The sequence below is a fragment of the Lysobacter sp. 22409 genome (genome assembly GCF_052045105.1).
GTDB lineage: Bacteria > Pseudomonadota > Gammaproteobacteria > Xanthomonadales > Xanthomonadaceae > Lysobacter > Lysobacter antibioticus_B.
This window is the reverse complement of sequence record NZ_JBQEOE010000022.1, coordinates 63408-87350: the sequence shown is the minus strand read 5'-3', so window position 1 is coordinate 87350 and position 23943 is coordinate 63408. Positions and strand designations below refer to the sequence as shown.

At 67.7% G+C, this 23943-nt stretch carries 22 protein-coding genes; 15 read left to right on the top strand and 7 right to left on the bottom strand.

Annotated elements, in window-relative coordinates:
- Positions 1-259 precede the first annotated feature (259 nt).
- Positions 260-1207, bottom strand: a complete 948-nt coding sequence (gene xerD / locus ACTJJK_RS12975; RefSeq protein WP_440730399.1) for a site-specific tyrosine recombinase XerD — start codon at positions 1205-1207, stop codon at positions 260-262.
- Positions 1208-1251: 44 nt separating this feature from the next.
- Between xerD and ACTJJK_RS12970 the strand changes: the two genes are divergently transcribed.
- Entirely contained in the window at positions 1252-1740 is a 489-nt protein-coding gene (locus tag ACTJJK_RS12970; RefSeq protein ID WP_440730398.1) for an RDD family protein, read from the top strand.
- Between the two features lie 567 nt (positions 1741-2307).
- Here ACTJJK_RS12970 and lptG read toward each other — a convergent pair.
- Entirely contained in the window at positions 2308-3408 is a 1101-nt protein-coding gene (lptG, locus tag ACTJJK_RS12965) for an LPS export ABC transporter permease LptG (protein WP_031371548.1), read from the bottom strand.
- Positions 3405-4487 carry an LPS export ABC transporter permease LptF gene (gene lptF / locus ACTJJK_RS12960; RefSeq protein WP_440730397.1) on the bottom strand — a complete coding sequence of 361 codons (1083 nt, stop codon included), beginning with the start codon at positions 4485-4487 and terminating at the stop codon, positions 3405-3407. The genes lptG and lptF overlap by 4 nt, the downstream gene beginning before the upstream one ends.
- Positions 4488-4687: 200 nt before the next feature.
- Between lptF and ACTJJK_RS12955 the strand changes: the two genes are divergently transcribed.
- The 5 genes from ACTJJK_RS12955 to ACTJJK_RS12935 all read left to right on the top strand — a co-directional run bounded on the left by ACTJJK_RS12955 (position 4688) and on the right by ACTJJK_RS12935 (position 11283).
- A complete protein-coding gene (locus ACTJJK_RS12955) occupies positions 4688-6157 on the top strand; it encodes a leucyl aminopeptidase (protein ID WP_031371546.1) in 1470 nt (489 codons plus the stop codon).
- Between the two features lie 2 nt (positions 6158-6159).
- Positions 6160-6537 carry a hypothetical protein gene (locus tag ACTJJK_RS12950; RefSeq protein WP_440730396.1) on the top strand — a complete coding sequence of 126 codons (378 nt, stop codon included), beginning with the start codon at positions 6160-6162 and terminating at the stop codon, positions 6535-6537.
- Positions 6538-6546: 9 nt separating this feature from the next.
- Positions 6547-6972 (top strand): DNA polymerase III subunit chi, encoded by a 426-nt coding sequence (locus ACTJJK_RS12945; protein WP_440730395.1) that lies wholly within the window; start codon positions 6547-6549, stop codon positions 6970-6972.
- A gap of 143 nt (positions 6973-7115) precedes the next feature.
- Positions 7116-9884, top strand: coding sequence for a valine--tRNA ligase (locus ACTJJK_RS12940; RefSeq protein WP_440730394.1), 2769 nt, complete (start codon positions 7116-7118; stop codon positions 9882-9884).
- A gap of 517 nt (positions 9885-10401) precedes the next feature.
- Positions 10402-11283 (top strand): DUF2785 domain-containing protein, encoded by an 882-nt coding sequence (locus tag ACTJJK_RS12935; protein ID WP_440730393.1) that lies wholly within the window; start codon positions 10402-10404, stop codon positions 11281-11283.
- Between the two features lie 19 nt (positions 11284-11302).
- On the opposite strand, the gene rimI is transcribed toward ACTJJK_RS12935, so the two are convergent.
- Genes rimI through pssA form a run of 3 tightly spaced genes read right to left on the bottom strand, consistent with a single transcriptional unit; the run spans position 11303 to position 12941 of the window.
- Entirely contained in the window at positions 11303-11737 is a 435-nt protein-coding gene (rimI, locus tag ACTJJK_RS12930; RefSeq protein ID WP_051884772.1) for a ribosomal protein S18-alanine N-acetyltransferase, read from the bottom strand.
- Positions 11738-11790: 53 nt separating this feature from the next.
- Positions 11791-12168, bottom strand: coding sequence for a hypothetical protein (locus tag ACTJJK_RS12925; RefSeq protein WP_440730392.1), 378 nt, complete (start codon positions 12166-12168; stop codon positions 11791-11793).
- Complete coding sequence (gene pssA, locus ACTJJK_RS12920) at positions 12165-12941, bottom strand: CDP-diacylglycerol--serine O-phosphatidyltransferase (protein ID WP_031371539.1); 777 nt, start codon at positions 12939-12941, stop codon at positions 12165-12167. Before pssA ends, ACTJJK_RS12925 begins: the two co-directional genes overlap by 4 nt.
- Positions 12942-13053: 112 nt before the next feature.
- On the opposite strand from pssA, the gene ACTJJK_RS12915 reads away from it, so the two are divergent.
- From ACTJJK_RS12915 to ACTJJK_RS12905, 3 genes are all read left to right on the top strand, one after another.
- Positions 13054-13536, top strand: coding sequence for a DUF4124 domain-containing protein (locus ACTJJK_RS12915; protein ID WP_081930741.1), 483 nt, complete (start codon positions 13054-13056; stop codon positions 13534-13536).
- Positions 13537-13695: 159 nt separating this feature from the next.
- A complete protein-coding gene (locus tag ACTJJK_RS12910; protein WP_031371537.1) occupies positions 13696-15408 on the top strand; it encodes a proline--tRNA ligase in 1713 nt (570 codons plus the stop codon).
- A 463-nt stretch (positions 15409-15871) separates the two neighbouring features.
- Complete coding sequence (locus ACTJJK_RS12905; RefSeq protein WP_031371536.1) at positions 15872-16255, top strand: H-NS histone family protein; 384 nt, start codon at positions 15872-15874, stop codon at positions 16253-16255.
- A 204-nt stretch (positions 16256-16459) separates the two neighbouring features.
- On the opposite strand, the gene ACTJJK_RS12900 is transcribed toward ACTJJK_RS12905, so the two are convergent.
- A complete protein-coding gene (locus tag ACTJJK_RS12900) occupies positions 16460-17710 on the bottom strand; it encodes a threonine/serine ThrE exporter family protein (protein ID WP_031371535.1) in 1251 nt (416 codons plus the stop codon).
- Between the two features lie 133 nt (positions 17711-17843).
- Here ACTJJK_RS12900 and ACTJJK_RS12895 point away from each other — a divergent pair, with 133 nt between their 5' ends.
- From ACTJJK_RS12895 to ACTJJK_RS12870, 6 genes are all read left to right on the top strand, one after another.
- Positions 17844-18965 (top strand): ABC transporter permease, encoded by a 1122-nt coding sequence (locus ACTJJK_RS12895; RefSeq protein ID WP_031371534.1) that lies wholly within the window; start codon positions 17844-17846, stop codon positions 18963-18965.
- 85 nt (positions 18966-19050) lie between these two features.
- The gene (locus tag ACTJJK_RS12890; protein ID WP_440730391.1) at positions 19051-19896 is read left to right on the top strand and encodes an ABC transporter ATP-binding protein; all 846 of its coding nucleotides are present in this window, start codon (positions 19051-19053) and stop codon (positions 19894-19896) included.
- Positions 19893-20777, top strand: a complete 885-nt coding sequence (locus tag ACTJJK_RS12885; protein WP_440730390.1) for a lysostaphin resistance A-like protein — start codon at positions 19893-19895, stop codon at positions 20775-20777. The genes ACTJJK_RS12890 and ACTJJK_RS12885 overlap by 4 nt, the downstream gene beginning before the upstream one ends.
- 46 nt (positions 20778-20823) lie before the next feature.
- A complete protein-coding gene (locus ACTJJK_RS12880; RefSeq protein ID WP_031371531.1) occupies positions 20824-21753 on the top strand; it encodes an MlaD family protein in 930 nt (309 codons plus the stop codon).
- 77 nt (positions 21754-21830) lie between these two features.
- A complete protein-coding gene (locus ACTJJK_RS12875) occupies positions 21831-22517 on the top strand; it encodes an ABC-type transport auxiliary lipoprotein family protein (RefSeq protein ID WP_081930739.1) in 687 nt (228 codons plus the stop codon).
- Positions 22518-22692: 175 nt separating this feature from the next.
- Positions 22693-23880: a glycoside hydrolase family 16 protein gene (locus ACTJJK_RS12870; RefSeq protein ID WP_031371529.1), complete on the top strand. Its 1188-nt coding sequence runs from the start codon at positions 22693-22695 to the stop codon at positions 23878-23880.
- Positions 23881-23943 lie beyond the last annotated feature (63 nt).

Sequence of the window (23943 nt, the reverse complement as noted above, 5' to 3'; positions counted from 1 at the left end):
GACGTGCCCCGGCCCGGCGCAGCGCGCCGGGCGTTCGCCAAGCCCAGGCGGCAGTGCCGCCTAGCGCTGCTCGAGGTACACGCGATCTGCTACGACGTGCCCCGGCCCGGCGCAGCGCGCCGGGCGTTCGCCAAGCCCAGGCGGCAGTGCCGCCGGCCGCTTCGATGGGGTACACGAGATCTGCCAGGGCGTGCCCGGCCCGGCGCAGGGGCGCCGGGCGTTCAGAGCAGCAGGCGGCAGTGCCGCCTAGCGCTGCTCTTCACCCCCTCGGATGGTGCTTCGCGTGGAGGCGTTTGAGCTGCTCGCGCGCCACCAGGGTGTAGATCTGGGTGGTCGACAGGGAGCTGTGGCCCAGCAGCATCTGCAGGGCGCGCAGGTCGGCGCCGTGGTTGAGCAGGTGGGTGGCGAAGCTGTGGCGCAGGCCGTGGGGGCTGATCTTGGCCGGGTCGATGCCGGCGACGGCGGCGTAGCGTTTGACCAGGTGCCAGAACTCCTGCCGGCTCGGGGCCTCGCCGCTCGCCGCCAGGAACAGCGGCGCCAGCGCGCGTTTGCCGGCCAGTTGCGGGCGCGACTGCGCCAGATAGCGTTCGAGCCAGTGCTGGGCCTCTTCGCCCAGCGGCACCAGCCGCTCCTTGCTGCCCTTGCCGGTGACCCGCAACACGCCCTGGCGCAGGTTGACCGCGGTCGACGGCAGATTGACCAGCTCGCTCACCCGCAGGCCGGAGGCGTACATCAACTCGAGCATGGCGCGGTCGCGCAGCCCGAGTGGCTCGTCCACCACCGGGGCCGCCAGCAAGGCTTCGATCTGGCTTTCGGCCAAAGCCTTGGGCAAGGAACGCGGCAGCTTCGGCGGCGCCAGCAATGCAGTCGGGTCGTCGCTGCGCTCGCTGCGGCGCAGGCGGAAGGCATAGAACGCGCGCAAGGCCGACAGCAGGCGGGCGTTGCTGCGCGGCGAATAGCCTTCGCGGGTGCGCCAGGCCAGATAATCGAACAAGGCCGCGCGGTCGGCATCGGCGATGCCGCTGCCGTCGCGCCAGCGCGCCAGGCCTTCGAGGTCGCGGCGGTAGCTGTCGAGGGTCTGCTGGGCCAGTCCGTTCTCGGCCCAGATCGTGTCGAGGAAGGACTTGATCGCCGCATCGTCGGCTTCGCCCAAGGGCGGCAAGGCCATCGCCTGGCTGCGGCGTTCGGCGGGTGTACTGGCACTCATCGCAGCAGCTTAGCAGGCGGTCCGGCTGCCTATATCCTGATGCGATGAGCTCGAACGACACCTCCGCCGCCGATCCCGCACCCTCCAAGCCTGCCGCCCTGATCGGCTGGCGCCTGTTCGCGTTGTTCTACGATTTTTGGCCGGTCGCGGCGCTGTGGCTGGTCGCAAGCGCGGCGTTCACCATCGCCTACACTTTGTCCGGGCATGGGCAACGCGAAAACATTCCGCCTTTCAGTGCGCTGCAATGGACGTTGTGGTTCGTCTGCTGGCTGATCGCCGGCGGCTACGCGATGCTGAGCTGGCGGCGCGGCGGGCAGACCCTCGGCATGCGCCCGTGGCGCCTGCGCGTGATCGGTGCCGATGGCGCTGCGCCGGCATGGCGGGCGCTGTCGATCCGCTATGCGGTCGGCACCCTGTCGCTGGCCGCGCTCGGCCTGGGCTTCTGGTGGGCCTGGTTCGATCGCGAGCGCCTGACCTGGCACGACCGCGCCAGTGGGACGCGGATGTTGCGGGTGCCTAAGCGGCCGAAGTGAGTGGCGAGCGAGCGATTGCAGAGTCCAGTGCGGCCACGATTGCGGGCCGGGCTAACACTGTAGGAGCGGCGCGAGCCGCGACCCAAGATCGCCGCGTTACATAAGAACGGTGGTTACCTAAGCTTCCAAAGGCTTTCGGCAGGTTTTAAATCGCAGAGTCCTGCGAAGCTGCGGGTACCGATATCGTCAGCACTGTAGGAGCGGCGCAAGCCGCGACCAAGGGACATGTAGAGGCAGCACCGCCCGCGTCGATGATCGAAGCCTCGAACTATCGCGGGGTAGGAGCGGCGCGAGCCGCGACCGCGTAACTGGAGGTGCCGGCGCCGGCCGAGTTCACGCAAGGGCTCCAGCCATGGAGTCAGTACCCCCGCCGCTTCGTTGGGGTAATCGCGATCTGACCCGACGTGCCCCGGCCCGGCGCAGCGCGCCGGGCGTTCATCGAAAGCGCGAGCCAATGGCGAAGCTCCGTTGCGAGAACGCATGGACTGGTAGTTGCGGCCCCGGCCCGGCGCAGCGCGCCGGGCGTTCACACAGTCCACGCGGCAGTGCCGCGTGAGCGGACTGTGTTCACCCCGACCGACGTTTGAACAGATAGGCCGAGACGGCCAGCATCACCACGGTCGGCGCGGCATAGGCCAGGCGGAAGTCGAAGCGGAACACCTTGGCCAGTTCGACGAACTGGGTCTGCAACTGCCAGAACAACAGCGCGAAGACGATGCCGATGAACAAGCGTTTGCCCATACCGCCGCTGCGCAGGCTGCCGAAGGCGAACGGAATCGCCGCCAGGCACAAGGTCAGCACGTTGAGCGGGTAGAACCAGCGGCCCCAGTAATAGGCCTCGAATTCGGCCGCATCGAGGCGGTTGCGCTCGCGGTCTTCGATCGCCTTGTGCAAGGCCTTGGCGCTGAGGTAACGCGGGCGGTTGCTGCCGCTCATCAACGCGGCGCTGTCGAGTTTGGACTCCCAGCGCTCTTCGGCGACATGGACCTGCTCGGCCGACTTGGCCAGGAAGGTGGTGCGGGTGACGTCGCGCAACAGCCAGCCGCCCGGGCGGTGTTCGGCGATCTTGGCCAGCGCCAGCGACACCAGGCGCCCGTCCTGGCCGAACTGGTACAGGCTGACGTCGCGCAATTCCAGCCAGCGGTCCTGGCCCTCGCTGCGCTCCTGGCCCTGGCTGGCGCTGAGGATGACATCGCCCTCGCGCGCCCAGACCCCGGAATATTGAGCCACCACCTGGTTGTTGGACTTGGCCGCGGTCTTGAGCGCATCGGCGCGACGCTGGCCTTCCGGCGCCAGGGTCTCGCCGTTGACCACCATCAGCAGGGTCAGCAGCGCGAGCGCGCCGGCCACGGCCAGGCTCAGGCGCCGCCGCGACAGGCCGACCGCGCGCAGCACGGTCAGCTCCGAGGTCGAGGCGAGCTGGCCCAGCGCCATTAGGGCGCCGATCACCGCCGCGTACGGGAACAGCGCGTAAGCGCGGCGCGGCACGGTCATGGCCATATAGGCCAGGGCCTGCATCAGGCCGTAGCGGCCCTTGCCGACGTCGCCGAACTCGCCGACCAGGCTGAGCATGAAATCCAGGCCGAGCAGCACCGCCCAGGTCAGCAGCACCGTGCCGAGCACGGTCTTGCCGACGTAGACATCGTGGATCTTCGGGAACGGCTTCATCGGGCCACCCGCCTGCGCGCGACGCGGCCATCACGGAAATACAGCCAGCCGGCGACCGCCAACAGCGGCAAAGTCAGCCACCACAGGCCGAGGAAGGTCGGGATCTTGCCGTCCTCGATCCAGCCCTTGCCCATCATCATGAAGTTGTTGCCGATCAGGTAGGCCAAAAAGCCCATCAACACGCTGCCGTAACGGGCCTGGCGCGGAGTGCTGCGCGCCAGCGGCACCGCCAGCAGGGCGAAAGCCAGGGCCAGCAGCGGCGGTGCGATCCGGTAATGCAGCTGGGCCGCGGCCTCGCGGCGCGGATCGCCGAGCAACTGCGTAGTCGACATCATCTCGGGCAGGGACGGGTCGTAACGGTCCTCGCTGGCCGGCAGCAGCACGTCGTTGCTGGCGTAGCGCATCAGCCGGTAATTCAGGCTGCCGTCCTTCGGGCCCTCGACCTCGAAACCGTCCTCCAGGGTCAGGTAACGGTCGCCGTTCGGGCGCACCGTCAGGTGGCCGGCCTTGGAGGTGGTGACGTCCTGACGGTCGGGCTTGTTGCGGTAGATGAAGATGCGTTCGAAACGGGTGCCGTCGTTGGACATCGCGCCGACATAGATCACCCCGTTGTCGTTGGGCAGGCCGGTGAAGGCGCCCGGCTCCAGGCCGGCCACGATCAGGCTGCGGCTGGCCTCGTTGATCATCTCGCGCGAGGCGCGGTCGGCCCAGGGGCCCAGCCACAGCGAGCAGGCGGCGACCACGGCCACGATCGGCCCGACCACCATCAGCAAGGGCTTGAGCAGCCGGCGCGGACCGACGCCGATCGAGGCGATCACCGGCATTTCCGAATCGCGATAGAGCCGGCCGATGCCCAGCATCAGCCCCAGCATCAACGCCAGCGGCAGGATGAGCGGCAGCCACTTGATCAGCACCAGGCCGAGCTGGAGCAGCATCAGCCCGGCCGGGACCTTGCCCTTGGCGATGTCCTCGAGCACGTCGGTGAAGGCGCCGCCGACGCTCACGATCAGCAACACCACCAGGGTCGCGAAGACGGCCTGGGCGAATTCGCCAGTCAGGTAACGGTCAAGCTTGAGCATCGGGCTTCGGCATCGGGCAGGCTTGCTTTAAACTCGGGGGTTCGTTCGACGGCCGACCTGTCTGCTGGCGCTCCGGGATAGCCGGAGGCGCGAGGTCGAGGACCCAGGATGGCGGCACGGGCATCGAGCCCGGGACCGACGCCCCGCAAAGCCGTTCGATTGTACGGACAAACTCTTCTTAGCTGCTGGGAATCTGTTGGATGACCCTCGAATTCGACCTGAACCGCGACGCGCTCGCGGCCGCTCAAACTGATTGCGTCGTGGTAGGCGCCTTCGCCGACAAGACCCTGACGGCAGCCGCGCGAACGCTGGATGAAGTCAGCGGCGGGCGCCTGACGGCTTTGCTCGAACGCGGCGACATCAGCGGCAAGACCGGCAAGACCTCCCTGCTCCACGACCTGCCCGGCGTGACCGCGCCGCGCGTGCTCGTGATCGGCCTCGGCGAGGCCGGCAAGTTCGGCGTCGCCCAGTACCTCAAGGCGGTCGGCGACGCCGCACGCGCGCTCAAGGCCGGCCCGGTCGAGCATGCGCTGCTGACCCTCAGCGAAGAACCCGTGACCGGCCGCGACGCCGCCTGGGCGATCCGCCAGGCCGCCATCGCCGCCGATCACGCCTGCTACCGCTACACCGCCACGCTCGGCAAGAAGAAAGACGAGCCCGGCCTGCGCAAGCTGTCGATCCGCGGCGACGACGCCACCGCCCTGGCCCAGGGCCAGGCGATCGCCGCCGGCGTCGCCTTCGCTCGCGAGCTCGGCAACCTGCCGCCGAACATCTGCAACCCGGCCTACCTGGCCGAGCAGGCGCAGGAATTCGCCGGCCGCTTCGACAACACCTCGTGCGAAGTGCTGGACCGCGAGCAGATGCAGGCGCTCGGCATGGGCTCGCTGCTCGCCGTGGCGCGCGGCTCGGCCAATCCGCCCAAGCTGATCGTGCTCAAGTACGACAACGGCGGCGACGCCAAGCCCTATGTGCTGGTCGGCAAGGGCATCACCTTCGACACCGGCGGCATCAACCTCAAGGTCCAGGGCGGCATCGAGGAGATGAAGTTCGACATGTGCGGCGCCGCCTCGGTGCTGGGCAGCTTCGTCTCGGCGGTCGGCATGCAGTTGCCGATCAACCTGGTGGTGATCGTGCCGGCGGTCGAGAACATGCCCGACGCCGACGCCTACCGTCCCTCCGACGTGCTCACCAGCATGTCCGGCAAGACCATCGAGGTCGGCAACACCGACGCCGAGGGCCGCCTGATCCTGTGCGATGCGCTGACCTATGCGCAGCGCTTTGAACCGCAGGCCCTGCTCGACGTGGCGACCCTGACCGGCGCCTGCGTGGTCGCGCTGGGCAAGTTCGCCACCGGCCTGATGAGCAAGGACGACGACCTCGCCGCCGAACTGACCAGCGCCGGCGAGCAGGTCTTCGACCGCGCCTGGCGCCTGCCGCTGTGGGACGAGTACCAGACCCAGCTCGAATCGACCTTCGCCGACGTCTACAACATCGGCGGCCGCTGGGCCGGCGCCATCACCGCCGGCTGCTTCCTGTCGCGCTTCACCGAAGGCCAGCGCTGGGCGCACCTCGACATCGCCGGCGTCTCCAACGAAGAAGGCAAGCGTGGCCTGGCCACCGGCCGTCCGGTCGGCCTGCTCTCGCAGTGGTTGCTCGAGCGCACCGCCTGACGATGAAGCGCAATGCGCTGATCCTCGCGGCGATTACCGGCCTGGCCAGCGGCATCTACTCGATGTCGCCGCTTGCGCAGGCCGGTTTCACCCTGGTGGATTGGCTGTTCGTGGCGCTGGGCATGTTCTGGATCTTCATGTGGCTGCATGGCGACCAGCAGGAGTTTGGCCATCGCCGCTCGCCGTGGATGAACATCGGCATCGTCGTGCTGGCGATGCTGTTCGTGCCGGTCTACCTGGCCCGGACCCGGCCGGCGGGACGCAAGCTCAAGGCGGTCGTCGGGTTCTTCCTGCTCCTGCTCGGCTGGTTCGCCCTGAACATCGGCGGCGCCCTGTTGGGCTATTTCGTTTTCGGCGGCTCGGCCGCATATACCGGTTGATACCCGCCCATGGCCCGCGCTGATTTCTATCTGATCCAAACGCCGCGCTTCAAGGAACAACCGCTGCGGTTGGTCTGCGAACTGGCGCGCAAGGCCCACGACGCCGGCTTGCCCACGCTGATCCTGGCGCGCAACGCCGAACAGGCCGAAGCGCTGGACGACATGCTGTGGGACATGGGCGAGGATGCCTACATCCCGCACCAGATCGCCGGCGCCGACCTCGACGAGGAAGAAGCCGACGTGCTGATCGCCGCGCCCGAGGCCGACGCGCCATTGCGGCCGCTGGTGATCAACCTGCGCGACGCCCCGGTGCAGGACGGCTTCGACCGCGTCCTGGAAGTGGTCCCCGCCGACGACTCCGCGCGCGGCCCGCTGCGCGAGCGCTGGAAGCAATACCAGGCCCGCGGGCTGACGCTCAACAAGCACGATATGTGAGGAAGGCCGGGATTGGGGATTCGGGAGTTGGGATTCGCGAAGCGGATCCGCCCAGTTCCGACCGGCCCTGTGATCTGTAAGTTTTTGCTCTTCGGCTGTTGCTTCAACCAATCCCAAATCCCGAATAACGAATCCCGGTTCTTATGTCCCTCGCCTCCAGCTACGACCCCAAGCAGTTCGAAGCCCGCCTCTACGAGCAGTGGGAGAGCAGCGGCGTATTCAAGCCGCGCGGCGAGGGCGAGCCCTACTCCATCTTGTTGCCGCCGCCGAACGTCACCGGCACCCTGCACATGGGCCATGCGTTCCAGCACACCCTGCAGGATGCGCTGATCCGTTATCACCGCATGCGCGGCTACGACACCTTGTGGCAGATGGGCACCGACCACGCCGGCATCGCCACCGAAATGGTGGTGGCGCGCAACCTCGGTCGCGAAGGCCTGACCCGCGACGGCCTCGGCCGCGACGGTTTCATCGAGAAGGTCTGGGAGTGGAAGGGCCAGTCGGGCGACACCATCGAACGGCAGATGCGCCGCCTCGGCACCTCCGGCGACTGGTCGCGCTCGATGTTCACCATGGACCCGATCGCCTCCGAAGCGGTGGTCGAGGCCTTCGTGCGCATGCACGAGCAAAACCTGATCTACCGCGGCCAGCGCCTGGTCAACTGGGACCCGGTGCTGAAGACCGCGATCTCCGACCTGGAAGTCGTCAACGAAGAAGAAGACGGCTTCCTGTGGTCGATCTCCTATCCGCTCAGCGATGGCAGCGCGACGTTAGTGGTCGCGACCACACGCCCGGAAACCATGCTCGGCGACACCGCGGTCATGGTCCATCCCGAGGATGAGCGCTACGCCCACCTGATCGGCAAGACCGTGACCCTGCCGCTGAGCGGCCGGGTGATCCCGGTGATCGCCGACGCCTACGTCGATCGCGAGTTCGGCACCGGCGTGGTCAAGGTCACGCCCGCGCACGACTTCAACGACTACGCGGTCGGCCAGCGCCACGGCCTGCCGATGATCAACATCTTCACCCCCGACGCGGCGGTCAACGACAACGCCCCGGCGAAGTACGTCGGCCTGGACCGCTACGAAGCGCGCAAGGTCGTGCTCGCCGACCTGGAAGCCGAAGGCCTGCTCGTCGAGACCAAGCCGCACAAGCTGCAAGTGCCGCGCGGCGACCGCACCAACCAGGTGATCGAGCCGTATCTGACCGACCAGTGGTTCGTGAAGATGGACGACCTGGCCTCACGCGGCCTGCAGTTGGTCGAGCAGGGCGATATCCGTTTCGTCCCGGCGAACTGGATCAACACCTATCGCCACTGGATGCAGAACATCCAGGACTGGTGCATCAGCCGCCAGCTCTGGTGGGGCCACCGCATCCCGGCCTGGTACGACGCCGACGGCAAGATCTACGTCGGCCGCGACGAAGCCGATGCGCGCGCGCGCGGCGGGATCGGCGCCGACATCGTCCTGACCCAGGACAACGACGTGCTGGAAACCTGGTTCTCTTCCGGCCTGTGGCCGTTCAGCACCATGGGCTGGCCGAATGCGGCGGCCATGGGCGAGCGCGGGTTCGAGCGTTTCGTGCCCTCGTCCGTGCTGGTCACCGGTTTCGACATCATCTTCTTCTGGGTCGCCCGCATGATCATGCTGACCGACCACTTCACCGGGCAGATTCCGTTCAAGGACGTCTACATCACCGGCCTGGTGCGCGACAAAGACGGCCAGAAGATGTCCAAGTCGAAGGGCAACGTGCTCGACCCGATCGACCTGGTCGACGGCATCGAACTCGAAGACCTGGTCGCCAAGCGCACCACCGGCCTGATGAACCCCAAGGACGCCGCGCGCATCGAGAAAGCCACGCGCAAGGAATTCCCCGACGGCATCCCGAGCTTCGGCGCCGACGCGCTGCGCTTCACCATCTCGGCGCTGGCCACCCACGGCCGCGACATTAAGTTCGACCTGGGCCGCGCCGAGGGCTACAAGAACTTCTGCAACAAGCTGTGGAACGCGACCCGCTTCGTGTTGATGAACACCGAAGACGCGAGCTTCTCGGGCGCGCCGCAGCCCAAGACCGACGCCGAGCGCTGGATCCTGGCGCAGTTAGCCAAGGCCGCGGCCGAAGCCGAGACCCATTTCGCCGCTTACCGTTTCGACCTGCTCGCCCAGACCTTGTACGAGTTCGCCTGGAACGCGTTCTGCGACTGGTTCGTCGAACTGGCCAAGCCGGCGCTGCAGGGCGACGACGCGGCCGCCGCCGACAGCACCCGCCACACCTTGCTGTACGTGTTGGAGCGACTGCTGTCGCTGCTGCACCCGCTGATCCCCTTCGTCACCGAAGAGCTCTGGCAGCAGGTCGCGCCCAAGCTCGGCATCGCCGAAACCACGATCATGCTGCGCCCGTATCCGCAGGCCAGCGACCTCGGCGCCGACTACGCCCAGGCCGAAGCCGACGTGGAGTGGCTGAAGGCCATGGTCTCGGCCCTGCGCAAAGTGCGTAGCGAGCTCAACGTCTCGCCGCAGAAGAACGTCGGCCTGCTGCTGGCCAAGGGCGATGCCGCCGACCGCGATCGGGCCGCGCGCTTCGACTCGCAGTTGCGCTTCCTCAATCGCCTCGACAGCATCCAGTTCATTGCCGACGCCAACGACGCGCCGCCCGCGGCGTCGGCGGTGGTCGGCGAATTGACCTTGCTGGTTCCGCTCGAAGGCCTGGTCGATCTGGGCGCCGAACGCACGCGCCTGGACAAGGAGATCAAGCGCGTCGCCGGCGAAATCGGCAAATGCCAGGGCAAGCTCGCCAGCGAGACCTTCGTGCAGAACGCCCCCGCCGCCGTGGTCGAGCAGGAGCGCAAGCGCCTGGTCGACTGGAACGTGCAGTTGGAAGGCCTGACCGCGCAGCGCACCAAGCTGGGCTGAGCGGGTCCGGCGCCGCTCGTTCGAGAAAAGCCGTGGCTTGCCACGGCTTTTTCTTTGCGACGAGGTTGGAGCGAAAGGCAGAAGCAAATCCCCCCTGCCCCCCTTTTCCAAAGGGGGGAGTGCACATGCGGGATTCGGGATTCGGGATTCGGGATTCGGGATTAGGGATTAGGGATTAGGGATTAGGGATTAGGGATTAGGGATTAGGGATTAGGGATTCGGGATTCGGGCAGCGGGCAGCGGGCAGCGGGCAGGAGCCTACATCCGAGAGCGAGATACCCGCTTCGCATGTCGCCGAACATCGCCACGAATCTCCCAAGCTTCCCCCCTTCGGAAAAGGCGGGCAGGGGGATTTGCTCGTGCTCCGCTCGTGCTCTGCCCTGCCGGCTCCTACCGATCGCCCCAACACCCTCTTCCTCGCCGCCGCGCACAGCGCACCAACCCGCAACTCCAGCCCTTGCGGCGCCGTAAGCCGGCAACCTAGGCTGGAACTCCTGGCCTTGGGGAAGCGAAAGCCATGCGTCTTGTCCTGCTGTTAGGCGTCTGCCTGCTGGCGACCCCGGCGTTCGCCCAGAATTGCCCACCTGCCGGGCACACCGCAGCGTCCCTGCAGGCACTGAAAGCGCGCCAATTCGCCCTGCCCGACCCGGCGGAAAAACAAGCGCTGGCGACCGGCCTGATCGGCTGTCTGTCCGCCTCCGATCCCGAGCTGCGCGATGGCATCGCCTTCGAAGCCCTGAGCCAGTGGATGCGCGCCGGCGATTTCGACGCAAACGCACTGCGAGCAATGCGCGACTCGCTGTACGCATCGCTCGATAGCAAAGACCCGCAAGGGTTCGGCAAGCCGTTCGCGGCCCTGGTGCTGTCGGAAGTCGCGCGCGCCGACCGGATCAAATCGTGGATGACACCGCAGGAAAGAGTGGCGATGGTCGAGCGCGCGGCGGCCTACGTCGAAGCGGTGCGCGACTACCGCGGCTATAGCGAAGGCCAAGGTTGGCGGCACGGCGTCGCCCACGGCGCCGACTGGCTGATGCAGTTGAGCCTGAATCCCGCCCTCGAACGCGCGCAATACGATCGCATCCTGGCCGCGATCGCCTCCCAGGCGGTGCCGGGCAACGGTCATGCCTATGTGTTCGGCGAACCCGAGCGCCTGGCCCGGCCGCTGTTGTTCACGGCCCAACGCGGCCTGCTGTCGGCCGAGGACTGGCAGGCGTGGTTCGCCGCTTTATCGGCGAAGGTCGGCAAGCTCGACCGCACCGACTACGCCGGCTGGCTCGGGCGTCGCCACGATCTGACGGCGTTTCTGAGCGGTCTGTATGTGCAGGCGGATCAGAGCGAAGACGCTGCGATCAAGGCACTGAAGCCGGCGATCCTGGCAACCTTGAAGCAGGCGCCCTGACCGCGCGCCGACAAACCGGTCATTCCTCGGCAAACAGCTCGATCGCCATGACCAGGGCATCCTCGCGTCCGCCGCGCGCCGGGTAATAGCGCGGGCGGCGGCCGATCTCGTTGAAGCCTTCGTTGTGGTACAGCGCGATCGCGCCGGTATTGGACGGCCGCACTTCCAGGAACACGCGTTCGGCGCCGCGGCCGCGGGCGATATGGACCAACGCGCGCAACAGCTTGCGGCCATAACCGTGGCCGTGCGCTTCCGGCGCCACGCAGACGTTGAGCACGTGCGCTTCGCCGGCGGCCACGCTCATCAGGAAGTAACCGATGATGCGTTCGCCCTCGGACAACACCCAGGCCGGATAGTCGGCGCGCAGGCAGTCGCGGAAGATGCCCGGGGTCCAGGGGAACTCGTAGGCGCGGATCTCGATGGCATGGACGACTTCGAGGTCGTCCTCGCGCATCGGCCGCAGCGCGGCCGGCGCCGTGCCCGGATCGAACTCGGACGCCTGCGCGCTCACCTCGCCGCGCTCCCGCGCCGCAGGGCGCGCAACTGCGGCCACAGCGCGCGCTTGGCGGCGGCATCGCCGCGCAGAGCCTGCGCATCGAACAATGCCAGCACCGCCGGATCGTCGGCGCCGCGGCGGGCGGCGCGCAGCACCGCACGCAGCAAGGCGCTGTCGGCACCGGACGCTCGCGCGGGAGCGACCGGGCGCGCCGGCTCGGAGCGCGGCGCGCTCGCAACCGCTTCCGTCGAAGCAACCTGCGCCACCGGCGCAGATGCCTCGCGTTCGACGACCGGCACCTCCTCGACCTTGTCCGAAGCCAGCTTCATCACCGAATGGCCCATCGCCTGCAGCCATTCGCGCTGCTCGGCGCTCCACAGCGCGCTCATGGCGGGCCAGCCTCGGCCGGCGGCATGCGGCGCAGACGCCGATACGCGGCATAGACCGGGCCGGACAGCGCGTACGGGGCGAAGATCGCCAGCAGCACGCGCGGCGGGTCGATCGCGATCGCGATCACCACCACCACCACGATCAGAATCGCCAGGAACGGCACCCGGTCGTTGCGCGGGCCGCTGCCCTTGAAACTGAAGTAGCGCATGCGGCTGACCATCAGCAGTCCGGCCACCACGGTCAGCGCCAGTGCGGCGTAGCGCAGTTGCTCGCCGACCAGGTCGAAGCTGTGGCAGGTCCAGACGAAGCTCGCCACCAGTCCGGCCGCGGCCGGGCTGGCCAGGCCGATGAACCAGCGCTTGTCGACCTGTCCGACCTGGGAATTGAAGCGGGCCAGGCGCAGCGCCGCGCAGGCGGCATACAGGAAGGCGCCGATCCAGCCGATCTTGCCGGGGATCACGCCGTCGAGCTTGGTCGACTCCAGCGCCCAGTGATACATCACCAGGGCCGGCGCCAGGCCGAAGCTGATCAGGTCGGCCAGCGAGTCGTACTGGACGCCGAATTCGCTCTGGGTGTTGGTCAGGCGCGCGACCCGGCCGTCGACGCCGTCGAGGATGGCGGCGATGAAGATCGCCATGCAGGCCTCGTCGAAGCGGCCCTGGGTGGCGGCGATGATCGCGTAGAAGCCGGCGAACAGGCCGCCGGTGGTGAACAGGTTCGGCAGCAGGTAAATGCCGCGTCCGCGCGGGCGGGGCGTGTGATGGGGTTCCATAACTGGGAAGTGTAGCGCTTGCCTGTGCCTCGGCAGGATGCTGCAATCGTCGCTTCCCCCGCTCGACCGGCTTTACGCCGTCCGTTCCGTTTGTCTGCCTCGGAGCTTCGCTATGCCCTGCCCGTCCCGCCACTCGCTATTTCGCGCCTTTCCGGCGCTCGCCGCCAGCGCCGTCCTGGTCGCCCTGCTGGCCGCGCCGGCGGCCGCCACCGAGCTGTACCAGTGGAAGGACGCCAACGGCGTCACCCACTACTCCGATTCGCCGCCGCCGAACCAGGGCGGGGTCAAGAACCGCGTGATCAAGAACAAATCCGGCACCGCCACCTCGGCCCAGTCGGCCACCGAGGACAGCCCGGCCGAGAACGCCCAGTGCACGACCGCGCGCGGCAACCTCAAGCAGTTGCAGAGCTCGGCCTCGGTCGGCGTCGACGCCAACAAGGACGGCAAGCCCGACAACATCCTCGACGCGCAGCAGCGCGCGGCCCAGGTCCAGCTCGCCGAATCGGCGGTCAAGGCCTATTGCATGCAGCCGGCGGCTCCGGCCGTGGCACCGGCCTCGACGCGCCCGTCGACCGCCAAGCAGGGCGACGCCTGATCCCGGCGGCCTGATGCTCCCGGCGGCCCGACCAGGCCGCCTCTCCCGCCCCGGACCGGCCCCCGCCGCTCCGGGGACCGGCCCGACCCACCCCGGCGGACGGAGCCACCGCCTCGGCATGGCAAACTGTTCGCTTTCCACGTACGCGAACCCCAGCCGATGCGTCTGTCGCAATTCCATCTCCACACCAGCAAGGAAACGCCCGCCGAAGCCGAAATCGTCAGCCACAAGCTGATGCTCAAAGCCGGCATGATCCGCAAGCTCGCCGCCGGCCTCTACACCTGGTCGCCGCTGGGCCTGCGCGTGCTGCGCAAGGTCGAGCGCGCGGTGCGCGAGGAGATGAACGCCGCCGGCGCGATCGAAGTGCTGATGCCGTCGGTGCAGCCGAAGGAGCTGTGGGAAGAGACCGGGCGCTGGGAGAAATTCGGCGGCCAGTTGCTGAAAATCCAGGACCGCAAGGAAGCCTGGTACTGCTACGGCCCGACCCACGAGGAAGTCATCACCGATTTCGCCCGCAACGAACTGGCCAGCTACAAGCAGTTACCGGTCAATTTCTTCCAGATCCAGACCAAATTCCGCGACGAGATCCGCCCGCGCTTCGGGGTGATGCGCGCGCGCGAGTTCCTGATGAAGGACGCCTACTCGTTCCATCTGAGCGACCAGGACCTGGATCGCGAATACCGCAACATGTACGACACCTACAGCCGCATCTTCACCCGCCTGGGCCTGAAGTTCCGCGCCGTGTTCGCCGACACCGGCGCGATCGGCGGCAGCGCCTCGCACGAGTTCCACGTGCTGGCCGATTCCGGCGAGGACGCGATCGCCTTCTCGGACGGCTCGGACTACGCCGCCAACGTCGAACTCGCCGAAGCGGTGGCGCCGCATGCGCGCGCCGCGGCCGCCGAAGACCTGCGCAAGGTCGACACGCCGACCCAGAAGACCTGCGAAGACGTCGCCGCGCTGCTGGGCATCGCCCTGGCGCGCACGGTCAAGTCGGTCGCGATCGTCGGCGCCGATGGCGAAGGCAAGCCGCAGTTCGTGCTGGCGCTGGTGCGCGGCGACCACGTGGTCAACGAGATCAAGCTGTCCAAGCTCGCCGGCCTGGCCGAGTACCGCCTCGCCACCGAAGCCGAGATCCTCGAACACCTCGGCGCGCAGCCGGGCTTCCTGGGCCCGCTCAAGCCGGTAAAGACCATCCGCGTGATCGCCGACCGCAGCGTCGCGGCGATGCACGACTTCGTGGTCGGCGCCAACGAAAACGGCTACCACCTGGCCGGCGTCAACTGGGGCCGCGACCTGGCCGAGCCCGACGAGGTCGCCGACATCCGCAACGCCGTCGCCGGCGACCCCTCGCCCGATGGCCAGGGCACGCTCGGCATCGCCCGCGGCATCGAAGTCGGCCACGTGTTCCAGCTCGGCCGCAAGTACGCCGAAGCGATGAAGCTGACCGTGCTCGACGAAACCGGCAAGGCCGCCACGCCGGCGATGGGCTGCTACGGCATCGGCGTGTCGCGCATCGTCGCCGCGGCGATCGAGCAGAACCACGACGACGCCGGCATCGCCTGGCCCGAGGCGATGGCGCCCTGGCAGGCGGTGGTGTGCATGATCAATCCCAAGAACGACGCCGCGGTGACCGAAGCGGCTCAGGCCCTGTATCGCGAACTGCTGGCGGCCGGCGTCGACGCCGCGCTCGACGATCGCGGCCTGCGTCCCGGCGCGATGTTCGCCGACATGGAATTGATCGGCGTCCCGCACCGCGTGGTGGTGTCCGAGCGCGGCCTGGCCGCGGGCAGTTTCGAATACCGCCACCGCCGCGCCAGCGAAGCCGAGAATCTCGACCGCGCCGCAGTGTTGGCGCGGATCGCCGGATAAGCCCGGCGATTACTTTCCCGCTTACCTCCCGCCCCAAGGAAGGTAAGTCGGGGAGGTAAGTCGGGGATCGTCCGCCGCCGGCGCGACCGGCGTCGATCGATTATCCGCAGCGACCCGAATACGGCCCGCCCGTACGGTGCGCAGCGACCCGAATACGGCCCGCCCGTACGGTGCGCGCGGTTTATGGCAATTACATGGCAAACCGCGCCCCGCACCCGACGGCACGACGGGACGGGGCCACGGCGAGGCTGCTCCCGCCTACTACCTTCGTGCAGTTAGCGCAGCGGCCAATACCCGATTACATTAATCCACGCGTCGACGGCGAACCCGATGGATTCGCCCCCTATAAGAACGCGAATATCTGCACGGACCTTCGGCACATTTACGCGGAGTGAATGTGCCTTTACTATTCCGCCGCGCGCCAGGGACTGGCCAAAATCCGAACCCACTCCCCGGAGGCTCCATGTCGATCGATCTCTCCACGTTGTCCGCGAAAGAACTCGAGTCACTGATCAGCCAGGCCAAGAAGCGCAAGACCACCCTCAATAAGCGCAAGCCCATTGCTGCGGTGCGAAAGAAGGTCGCGCAGGTGCTCAAGACCGAGGGATACACCCTCGAAGAATTGTTCGGCAGCGCCGCTCCCGCCAGCCGCGCCACCAAGGCCACGAAAGCCGCCAAGCCCGCGGCCGCAGACCGCAAGGCCCGCAAGCCGCTCGGTAAAGTCGCACCGAAGTACCGCAACCCCGGCAATACCGCGGAAACCTGGACCGGCCGCGGCAAGCAGCCGCGCTGGCTGGCCGCGTACGTCGCCGCGGGTCGCAAAATCGACGATTTCCTCATCAAGTAATCGGCGATACGCAGCGAAGAGGCCGGCCCTGCGCCGGCTTTTTTGTGGGCGGGAAAATCTTAGGGCGAGCGGAGGATCGGCGGAGATTTGGCTCGCCGCCTCGGAAAACCGGCCGCCGCAAGCGAATCGCCGTGCCGTCCGGGCCCGCGCCGCAGCCCCGAACCGGCCATTACGGCCTGCACGGATTGGCCTTCCGGGCCGGGCTTAGAGATTCCGCCGCGCCGGCAGCAACAGATTGCCGAATATCAGGCCGGCGATCAGCGCCAGCAGGATATTGAGCACGGCCAATACCGCATCCTGGCCGACATTTACGTCCTGCTGCTGGATCATCGACAGCAGGCCGCGCAGGCTGACGCTGCCGGGGACCAGCATGATGATGCCGGGTACGCGAATGATCGCCCCGGGCCGATTACCCCAGCGGGCGTAGGCATTGCCGACCGCGGTCAGGGTCAGCGCGGCGAGGAATATCCCGGCCGGGCTGCCCCAGGCCAGGCCGACGAAACGCGAAATCAGATAACCGCCGGCGGCGGCCGCCATGACCTTGGGATAATCGCTGCGATGGGCGCGGAACAGCACCGCGAACGCGTAGGCCGCGACCGCAATGCCGCACCATTCGACCCAGGCCTCCTGTGGACGCGAGGCGCGGATCTGCGGCTGCAGCCCGATCAGGTCGGTCAAGTACAGCGCGATCACCGTGCCGACCGCGAGTTTCACCACCGTGGTCAGGGCGCCGGCGAAGCGCGCCGTGCCCGAGACCAGATGCTGGCTGGTCAACTCGTTGACCGCATTGGTCAGGGCCAACCCGGGCAGCAACACGATCAGCGAGGCGATGATCACCGTGTTCTGGTTCAAGGGCGCGATGAAGCTGGCGACCAGCACGGTCATGCTGGCCGCGAACATCGCCGCGATCGCTTCCAGCGCTTCCTTGAAGCGCGGACGCGAGCCGGAGATGTCGACCAGCAGGCCGATCATCAGGCCGTTGACCGCGGCCACGCCGATGTCCAGCCACGGCAGCCGCAACAAGCTCGCGACCGCGCCGGCGGCCAAGCCATACGCGACCACCTGCATGGCGCGCCAGCGCTTGCTGCGCGGCCGGTCCAATTGTTCGAGCGCGGCATGGCCGGCGGCGAGGTCGAGACGGCCGGCCATGACCTCTTCGGCGATGCGGTCGGTTTCGCTGAGCCGGTACAGATCGTTCTCGCCGGGCGGCAGGCGGATCACCCGCGTGGTGTCGCTGTCGCCGAGCGGCCGGTTGGGATCGCTGAAGGTCAGGATCAGGCCGGTCGGGTTGGACCACGGCTCACATTCCAGACGCAGCTTTTGCGCGACCGCCGTCACCGCCCCTTCCAGGCGCTGGGCGGTGGTGCCGTAACTGTGCAGCCGCTCGGCCAGCTCGACGACGAAGGCGATGCGGGCGGCATAGCTGGTGGCGCTGAGCGGGTGCGGGGTCGACATAACGGCGAAGCATCGCATGAGCGCGCGCCGCTGGGCAGACGGGCCGCGCGACCGGGCTCGGGCTTCGGTCAGCCGGCGTTGCACGTGACACTCACCTGGCCGTCCCTAGCCTGTATTCTCCGCCCGAGGCTCTATGACCGTATCGACCACGCACGCGCCGGAAATTACCGCCGATGGCCAAGCGCCCTCGCGGCTACGCCTTTCCGGTTGCTGGACGCTCGAGCACGCGATCCAGATCTCCGAAGCCCTCAAGAGCGCCCCGGAAGGCGCCACCCAGATCGACGCCAGCGGCGTCGACCGGCTCGACTCGGTCGGCGTGCTGCAGCTGATGCGCTATGCGCGCCGGCACGAGCTCGATTTCGATACCGCCTTCACCTTCCACGACAGTCACCGCGCCCTGGTCAGCGCGATCGAGGACGTCGCCGACGAGCGGCCGAAGAAGAAGCGCGAGTACGGCTTCCAGGCCGCGCTCGCGCGCCTGGGCTTCGCGGTCACCGATAATTGGAAGGAAGTCCTGGCCCTGGTCGCCTTTTTCGGCGAAACCCTGGTCAAGATGCTGCGTTTGTTCAAGGAGCCGGGCCGCTTCCGCCCGACCGCCACCGTCCACCACATGGAGCAGGTCGGCCTCGACGCGGTGCCGCTGATCGCGCTGCTGTGCTATCTGGTCGGCGCGGTCGTGGCCTTCCTCGGTTCGACCATCCTTAAGGACTTCGGCGCGACCATCTTCGTGGTCGAGCTGGTCAGCATCGCCTTCCTGCGCGAGTTCGGCGTGCTGCTGACCGCGATCGTGCTCGCCGGCCGCACCGCCAGCGCCTTCACCGCCCAGATCGGCGCGATGGTCAGCCGCGAAGAAGTCGACGCCATCCGCACCCTCGGCATGGACCCGATCGACCTGCTGGTGATCCCGCGCGTGCTCGCCCTGCTGGTGATGCTGCCGCTGCTGACCTTCATCGCCATGGTCGCCGGCCTGCTCGGCGGCCTCACCGTCGGCGCCTACGGCCTGGACATTCCGCCGCAGCAATACCTGGCGCGCATGCACGACACCATGCAACTGCGGCATTTCCTGGTGGGCCTGTCGAAGGCGCCGATTTTCGCCCTGCTGATCAGCCTGATCGGCTGCCTGGAAGGCCTGCAGGTCGAGGGCACCGCGCAGTCGGTCGGCGAACGCACGACTTCGAGCGTGGTCCAGGCGATCTCGCTGGTGATCGTGCTCGACGCCTTCTTCGCGATCTGGTTCATGGAGATGGGCTGGTGATGCGGCCGGGAATAGGGAATCGAGAATCGGGAATCGTGGAAAGGCGTGCCTCGCCTGCGTTCGCGCACGTAGCAAGGAAACCGCTGTGACGATTCCCGATTCCCAATTCCCAATTCCCGAAGGCGGCGGCGAAGCCGACGCCCCCATCATCCGTATCCGCGGGCTGGTCAATCGCTTCGGCGAACAGGTCGTTCACGACGGCCTTGACCTGGACGTGCGGCGCGGCGAGATCATCGGCGTGGTCGGCGGCTCGGGCACCGGCAAGTCGGTGATGATGCGGTCGATCCTGGGCCTGCGTAAGCCCGATGCCGGCGAGATCGAAGTGCTGGGCATCGATGCGCGCAATCCCGACCCGCGCCTGCGCCGCGAGATCGAGCGCAACACCGGCGTGCTGTTCCAGGACGGCGCCCTGTTCTCGTCGCTGACCGTCGGCGAAAACGTGCAGGTGCCGCTGAAGGAGTACCACAGCGACCTGCCCGATTCGCTGCGCTACGAACTGTCGCTGCTCAAGGTCAAGCTGGCCGGCCTGCCGGCCGATGCGATCAACAAGCTGCCCTCGCAGCTGTCGGGCGGCATGCGCAAGCGCGCCGGCCTGGCGCGCGCGCTGGCGCTGGATCCGCCGTTGCTGTTTCTCGACGAGCCCACCGCCGGCCTCGACCCGATCGGCGCGGCCGCGTTCGACCGCCTGATCCGCACCCTGCAACAGGCGCTCGGCCTGACCGTGTTCCTGATCACCCACGACCTAGACACCCTGTACGCGATCTGCGACCGCATCGCCGTGCTCGCCGACAAGAAAGTCATCGCCTGCGCGCCGATCGCCGAAGTCGAAAAGCTCGAGCACCCCTGGGTGCAGGAATATTTCCATGGCCCCCGCGCGCGCGCCGCGCAGGTCGCGCGCGACCAGAACCTCGCGGATGCGCCGCCGCCATGACCGCCTGGGGACTGCCGGCCGACGCGCTGTGGAGCGTGTCGCTGTGGGGACTGCTGTGCGCGGCCGCGGCCTTGCTGTGGTGGCCGAAGGCGCGCGCGGCGAGCCTGCTCCTGCTCGGCGCGGTCGTGGCCGGCGCGCTGCTGCGCGGGTTGCTCGATCCCATCGCCTTGGTGTCCTTCGCCCTGCTCGGCCTCGCCGCCTGGCTGGCGCTGCCGGCCCGCAGCAAGGCCTGGCGCATTACCGGGCATGTGCTGTTCGTGCTGGTCGCCTTCGCCCTGGGCCTGCACCTGATGCCGGGCTTCCACAACCCGCAGCTGCTGACCGATCTGCGTCTGACGCCCGACGCGGCGCCGATGTCGTTGTACTTCAATTTCGACAAGCCCCTGGCCGGGTTCTGGTTGCTGCTGTGTTGGCCGTTGCTGAAACGCTTCGGCGAAGGCGAGCAACCGCTCGCGGCCTCGCTGTCGGCCGGCCTGATCGGCGCGGCGCTGGCCGCACTGCTGTGCCTCGGCCTGGCGCTGGCCCTGGGCGCGATCGCCTGGGCACCGAAGTGGCCGGCGTTCGGCGCCGTGTGGGCGCTCAACAATCTGCTGCTGGTCGCGCTGGCAGAAGAAGCGATGTTCCGCGGCTATCTGCAAGAGGCCTTGCAGCGGCGCTGGCGCGAGCTGCGGCACGGCGCGACCTACGCCACGATGCTGTCGGCATTGGCCTTCGGCCTGGTCCACGCCGGCGGCGGCTGGCGTTGGGTGCTGCTGGCGAGCCTGGCCGGCCTGGCCTACGGTTGGGCCTATCGCAAGGGCGGCCTGTTTGGCGCCGTACTCGCCCACTTCGGCCTCAACCTCATTCATTTCACCGCGTTTACCTATCCCATGCTGGCATGATGCCGGCCATGAAACACGGCAACGCCCCGTCGTTCAAAGGTGCCTGATGGAAACCAAGGCCAATTACGTCCTCATCGGTGCGTTCACGATCGTCGTGACGCTGTTCCTGCTGTTGTTCGCCCTGTGGGCGGCCAAGTACTCCTCGGAGAAGAGCTGGCGCGAGTACGCGGTGATCTTCAACGAGCCGGTCACCGGCCTGTCGGAAGGCAGCACCGTGCAGTACAACGGCATCTCGGTCGGTACCGTGCAACAGCTGAGCCTGGCGCCGGACGACCCGCGCCGGGTCATCGCCAAGCTGCGCCTGCAGGCCGACGCGCCGATCAAGACCGACACCCGCGCCAAGCTGTCGATGACCGGCATCACCGGCAGCCCGATCATCCAGCTCACCGGCGGCAGCCCGAACAGCCCGGCGCTGGCCGACGCCGAGCGCAGCAGCGACATCCCGGTGATCCAGACCGAGGCCTCGGCGCTGCAGAACATCGCCGACACCGCCAACCGCCTGGTCGCGCGCATGGACCAGGTGCTCAGCGACGAGAACGTCAAGCACGTGTCGAACACGCTGGCCAACATCGAATCCTTGACCGGTTCCATCGCCGGCCAGCGCGAAGACCTGCGTGCGCTGATCACCAATGCGCGCAAGTCCAGCGAGCAGCTCGCCGTGACCCTCAACACCACCAATCGCGCGGTCGAGAGCGTCGACCGCGAGCTGGTCGACAAGCTGCCGGGCCTGATCGCCAAGCTCGACAGCACCCTGACCAAGCTCGATTCGGCCGCGACCGGCGCCAACGGCATCCTCACCGACAACCGCGCCGCGATCAGCAGCTTCGCCAACGACGGCCTGGCCCAGCTCGGCCCGACCCTGAGCGAACTGCGCTCGCTGGTGCGCGACCTGCGCCGGATCAGCGACCGCCTCGACAACAACCCGACCCGCTACCTGCTGGGCCGCGATGCGACCAAGGAATTCGAGCCCGAATGAGGCGTATGGCGAGGCCATCGATACAGCGGTCGGCAGACCAAGCCGGCGAACGTTCGAACCATGTTGCGAAGACGATCATGACTCAGACTCCCCGATTCGATGCATCCTCCGGCAGCTCCGCTTTCGTACGTCGCTTCGGTTGGCTCTTCGCCGGTGCGGCCGTATTGGCCTTGGCCGGTTGCTCGTCGATCCTTGGCGAAAAGCCGAAGAAGCCGACCACCCAGTACGCGCCCGATCCGCGCGTGCAGGCCGATCCGTCGTGGCCGAACGCGAACTGGCAGCTGTCGTTGAGCGCGCCCAACGCCGCGCGCATGATCGATAGCCTGCGCATCGCCGTGCGCCCGACCGGCAACGAGATCGAGGTCTACAAGGGCGCAGCCTGGGCCAAGCTGCCGAGCAGCATGATCGAGGACGCCCTGCTGCGTACGCTCGAGGACTCCGGCAAGATCGCCGCGGTCGCGCGCCAGGGCAGCGGCATCGGCGGCGACTACAAGCTGGTGCTCGACATGCGTCGCTTCGAGTCCGACTACGGCCAGGGCGCAGCGGTGCCGTCGGCGACCATCGAGATCAACGCCAAGCTGATGCACAACCCCGACCAGAAGGTCGTCGCCTCGCACACCTTCCTGCAGGCTCAACCGGCCGCGACCACCGCGGTGCCCGACGTGGTCGACGCCTTCGAGCGCTCGCTGGAAACGATCACCGGCGAGATCGCCGGCTGGACGCTGACCTCGGGCGACGCGCACGATAAGAGCCACAAGCGCTGATCGAGCTGCGGCCGCAAGGCCCGCATCCCTCATCGCCCCGCCGCGGTGTCCGCGCCTCGCGAAAGCCGCGTGAAGGCTTTGCGCAAGAATGTACGCGGTGACCGGCGACACAAGCCGTCCTGAAGCCGCTGCCTAGACTGCCCTGGCGCCATCGTGGCGTGCATCGGGGATAGGCATGACCGCACCGTTCTCGCAACGCCGTCGCGCCAGTGCGCGACGCAGCCTGCTCGCGCTCGCGATGGCCCTGGAACTGATCGCCTGCATCGGCCTCGCGCAGGCAACCCCGCCCGGCACGATCGACTACGAAACCATCGGCGCGACGCCGCTGCGCGCGCTCGGCCGCGACCTGCAGGCACCCGACACCACTACCAACGTCCTGTTCGGCGCGCGCCTGGCCAACCCGGCCCCGGTTACCTACGAACAGATCGTGTTCGCGGTGCGCGACGCCGCCGACCGCAACTACGACCTCGGCCACCAGAGCGGCTATACGGTCGGCACGAGCGTGCGCGAGCTCACCGGCAGCGGCCGCTTCCCGGCCGGCCAATATCGTTACTGGGTTTCCTACTACGCCAACGGGCGCTGGACCGATCTGGCGCCGCAACGCAGTTTCAGCGTAACCGCGGCGCCGGTCACCGACCCCACCGCGACGCGTCCGCTCGGCGCCGGCACGAACTGGGTGTATCGCTTCGGCGACGAATTCGACGGCAGCGTCGTCGATTGGAATCGTTGGGCCGACGACTCTTCCGCCGAAGCCGACCACGGCCACGGCAACCCCGGCAATCAGCAATTGGAATGGAACCAGGGCAAGAACTGCTCGGTGAGCAACGGCGTGCTGTCGATGCTCGCCAAGCGCGAGAGCGTGCGCTCGCCTTCGGGCCGCAGCTACGACTGGACCTCGTGCCTGCTGTCCTCGCACAAACGCTACAACTTCCGTTACGGCTTCATCGAAGCGCGCATGAAACTACCGGCGGCGGCCGGCTTCTGGCCCGCGTTCTGGACTTTCCAGGCACCGGGCGCGCAGCAGTGGAACGAGACCGATGTGTTCGAGTACTACTCCGACAACAAAAGCCGGCTGTACTTGAACCAGTACGTGATCAAGAACGGCATCGAGCAGTTGGACAGCTACATCCACACCACCAGCTTCGACCCGAGCGCCGGCTATCACGTCTACGGCGCCGACATCGCCCCCGATGCGACGCGCTTCTACATCGACGGCCAACTGGTGCGCACCACCGCCAACGTCAGCCAGATCGAAACCTCGATCCTGCTCGACCATTTCGTCTACGCCGGCAAACCGCCCGCTGCGACGACCCAATCGGCGATCACCTGGGTCGACTACGTCCGCGCCTGGCAGCGGCCGTAGCGGAGTCGTTCGGCCGCAAGGCCGGAAGGGCTTCGGCTGATCCAACCTCTTGGGCCGGCGCGG

Coding starts and splice junctions, on each gene's coding strand:
- xerD (WP_440730399.1), bottom strand. CDS start 1,207: ATGAGTGCCAGTACACCCGCCGAACGCCGCAGCCAGGCGATGGCCTTG.
- ACTJJK_RS12970 (WP_440730398.1), top strand. CDS start 1,252: ATGAGCTCGAACGACACCTCCGCCGCCGATCCCGCACCCTCCAAGCCT.
- lptG (WP_031371548.1), bottom strand. CDS start 3,408: ATGAAGCCGTTCCCGAAGATCCACGATGTCTACGTCGGCAAGACCGTG.
- lptF (WP_440730397.1), bottom strand. CDS start 4,487: ATGCTCAAGCTTGACCGTTACCTGACTGGCGAATTCGCCCAGGCCGTC.
- ACTJJK_RS12955 (WP_031371546.1), top strand. CDS start 4,688: ATGACCCTCGAATTCGACCTGAACCGCGACGCGCTCGCGGCCGCTCAA.
- ACTJJK_RS12950 (WP_440730396.1), top strand. CDS start 6,160: ATGAAGCGCAATGCGCTGATCCTCGCGGCGATTACCGGCCTGGCCAGC.
- ACTJJK_RS12945 (WP_440730395.1), top strand. CDS start 6,547: ATGGCCCGCGCTGATTTCTATCTGATCCAAACGCCGCGCTTCAAGGAA.
- ACTJJK_RS12940 (WP_440730394.1), top strand. CDS start 7,116: ATGTCCCTCGCCTCCAGCTACGACCCCAAGCAGTTCGAAGCCCGCCTC.
- ACTJJK_RS12935 (WP_440730393.1), top strand. CDS start 10,402: ATGCGTCTTGTCCTGCTGTTAGGCGTCTGCCTGCTGGCGACCCCGGCG.
- rimI (WP_051884772.1), bottom strand. CDS start 11,737: ATGCGCGAGGACGACCTCGAAGTCGTCCATGCCATCGAGATCCGCGCC.
- ACTJJK_RS12925 (WP_440730392.1), bottom strand. CDS start 12,168: ATGAGCGCGCTGTGGAGCGCCGAGCAGCGCGAATGGCTGCAGGCGATG.
- pssA (WP_031371539.1), bottom strand. CDS start 12,941: ATGGAACCCCATCACACGCCCCGCCCGCGCGGACGCGGCATTTACCTG.
- ACTJJK_RS12915 (WP_081930741.1), top strand. CDS start 13,054: ATGCCCTGCCCGTCCCGCCACTCGCTATTTCGCGCCTTTCCGGCGCTC.
- ACTJJK_RS12910 (WP_031371537.1), top strand. CDS start 13,696: ATGCGTCTGTCGCAATTCCATCTCCACACCAGCAAGGAAACGCCCGCC.
- ACTJJK_RS12905 (WP_031371536.1), top strand. CDS start 15,872: ATGTCGATCGATCTCTCCACGTTGTCCGCGAAAGAACTCGAGTCACTG.
- ACTJJK_RS12900 (WP_031371535.1), bottom strand. CDS start 17,710: ATGTCGACCCCGCACCCGCTCAGCGCCACCAGCTATGCCGCCCGCATC.
- ACTJJK_RS12895 (WP_031371534.1), top strand. CDS start 17,844: ATGACCGTATCGACCACGCACGCGCCGGAAATTACCGCCGATGGCCAA.
- ACTJJK_RS12885 (WP_440730390.1), top strand. CDS start 19,893: ATGACCGCCTGGGGACTGCCGGCCGACGCGCTGTGGAGCGTGTCGCTG.
- ACTJJK_RS12880 (WP_031371531.1), top strand. CDS start 20,824: ATGGAAACCAAGGCCAATTACGTCCTCATCGGTGCGTTCACGATCGTC.
- ACTJJK_RS12875 (WP_081930739.1), top strand. CDS start 21,831: ATGACTCAGACTCCCCGATTCGATGCATCCTCCGGCAGCTCCGCTTTC.
- ACTJJK_RS12870 (WP_031371529.1), top strand. CDS start 22,693: ATGACCGCACCGTTCTCGCAACGCCGTCGCGCCAGTGCGCGACGCAGC.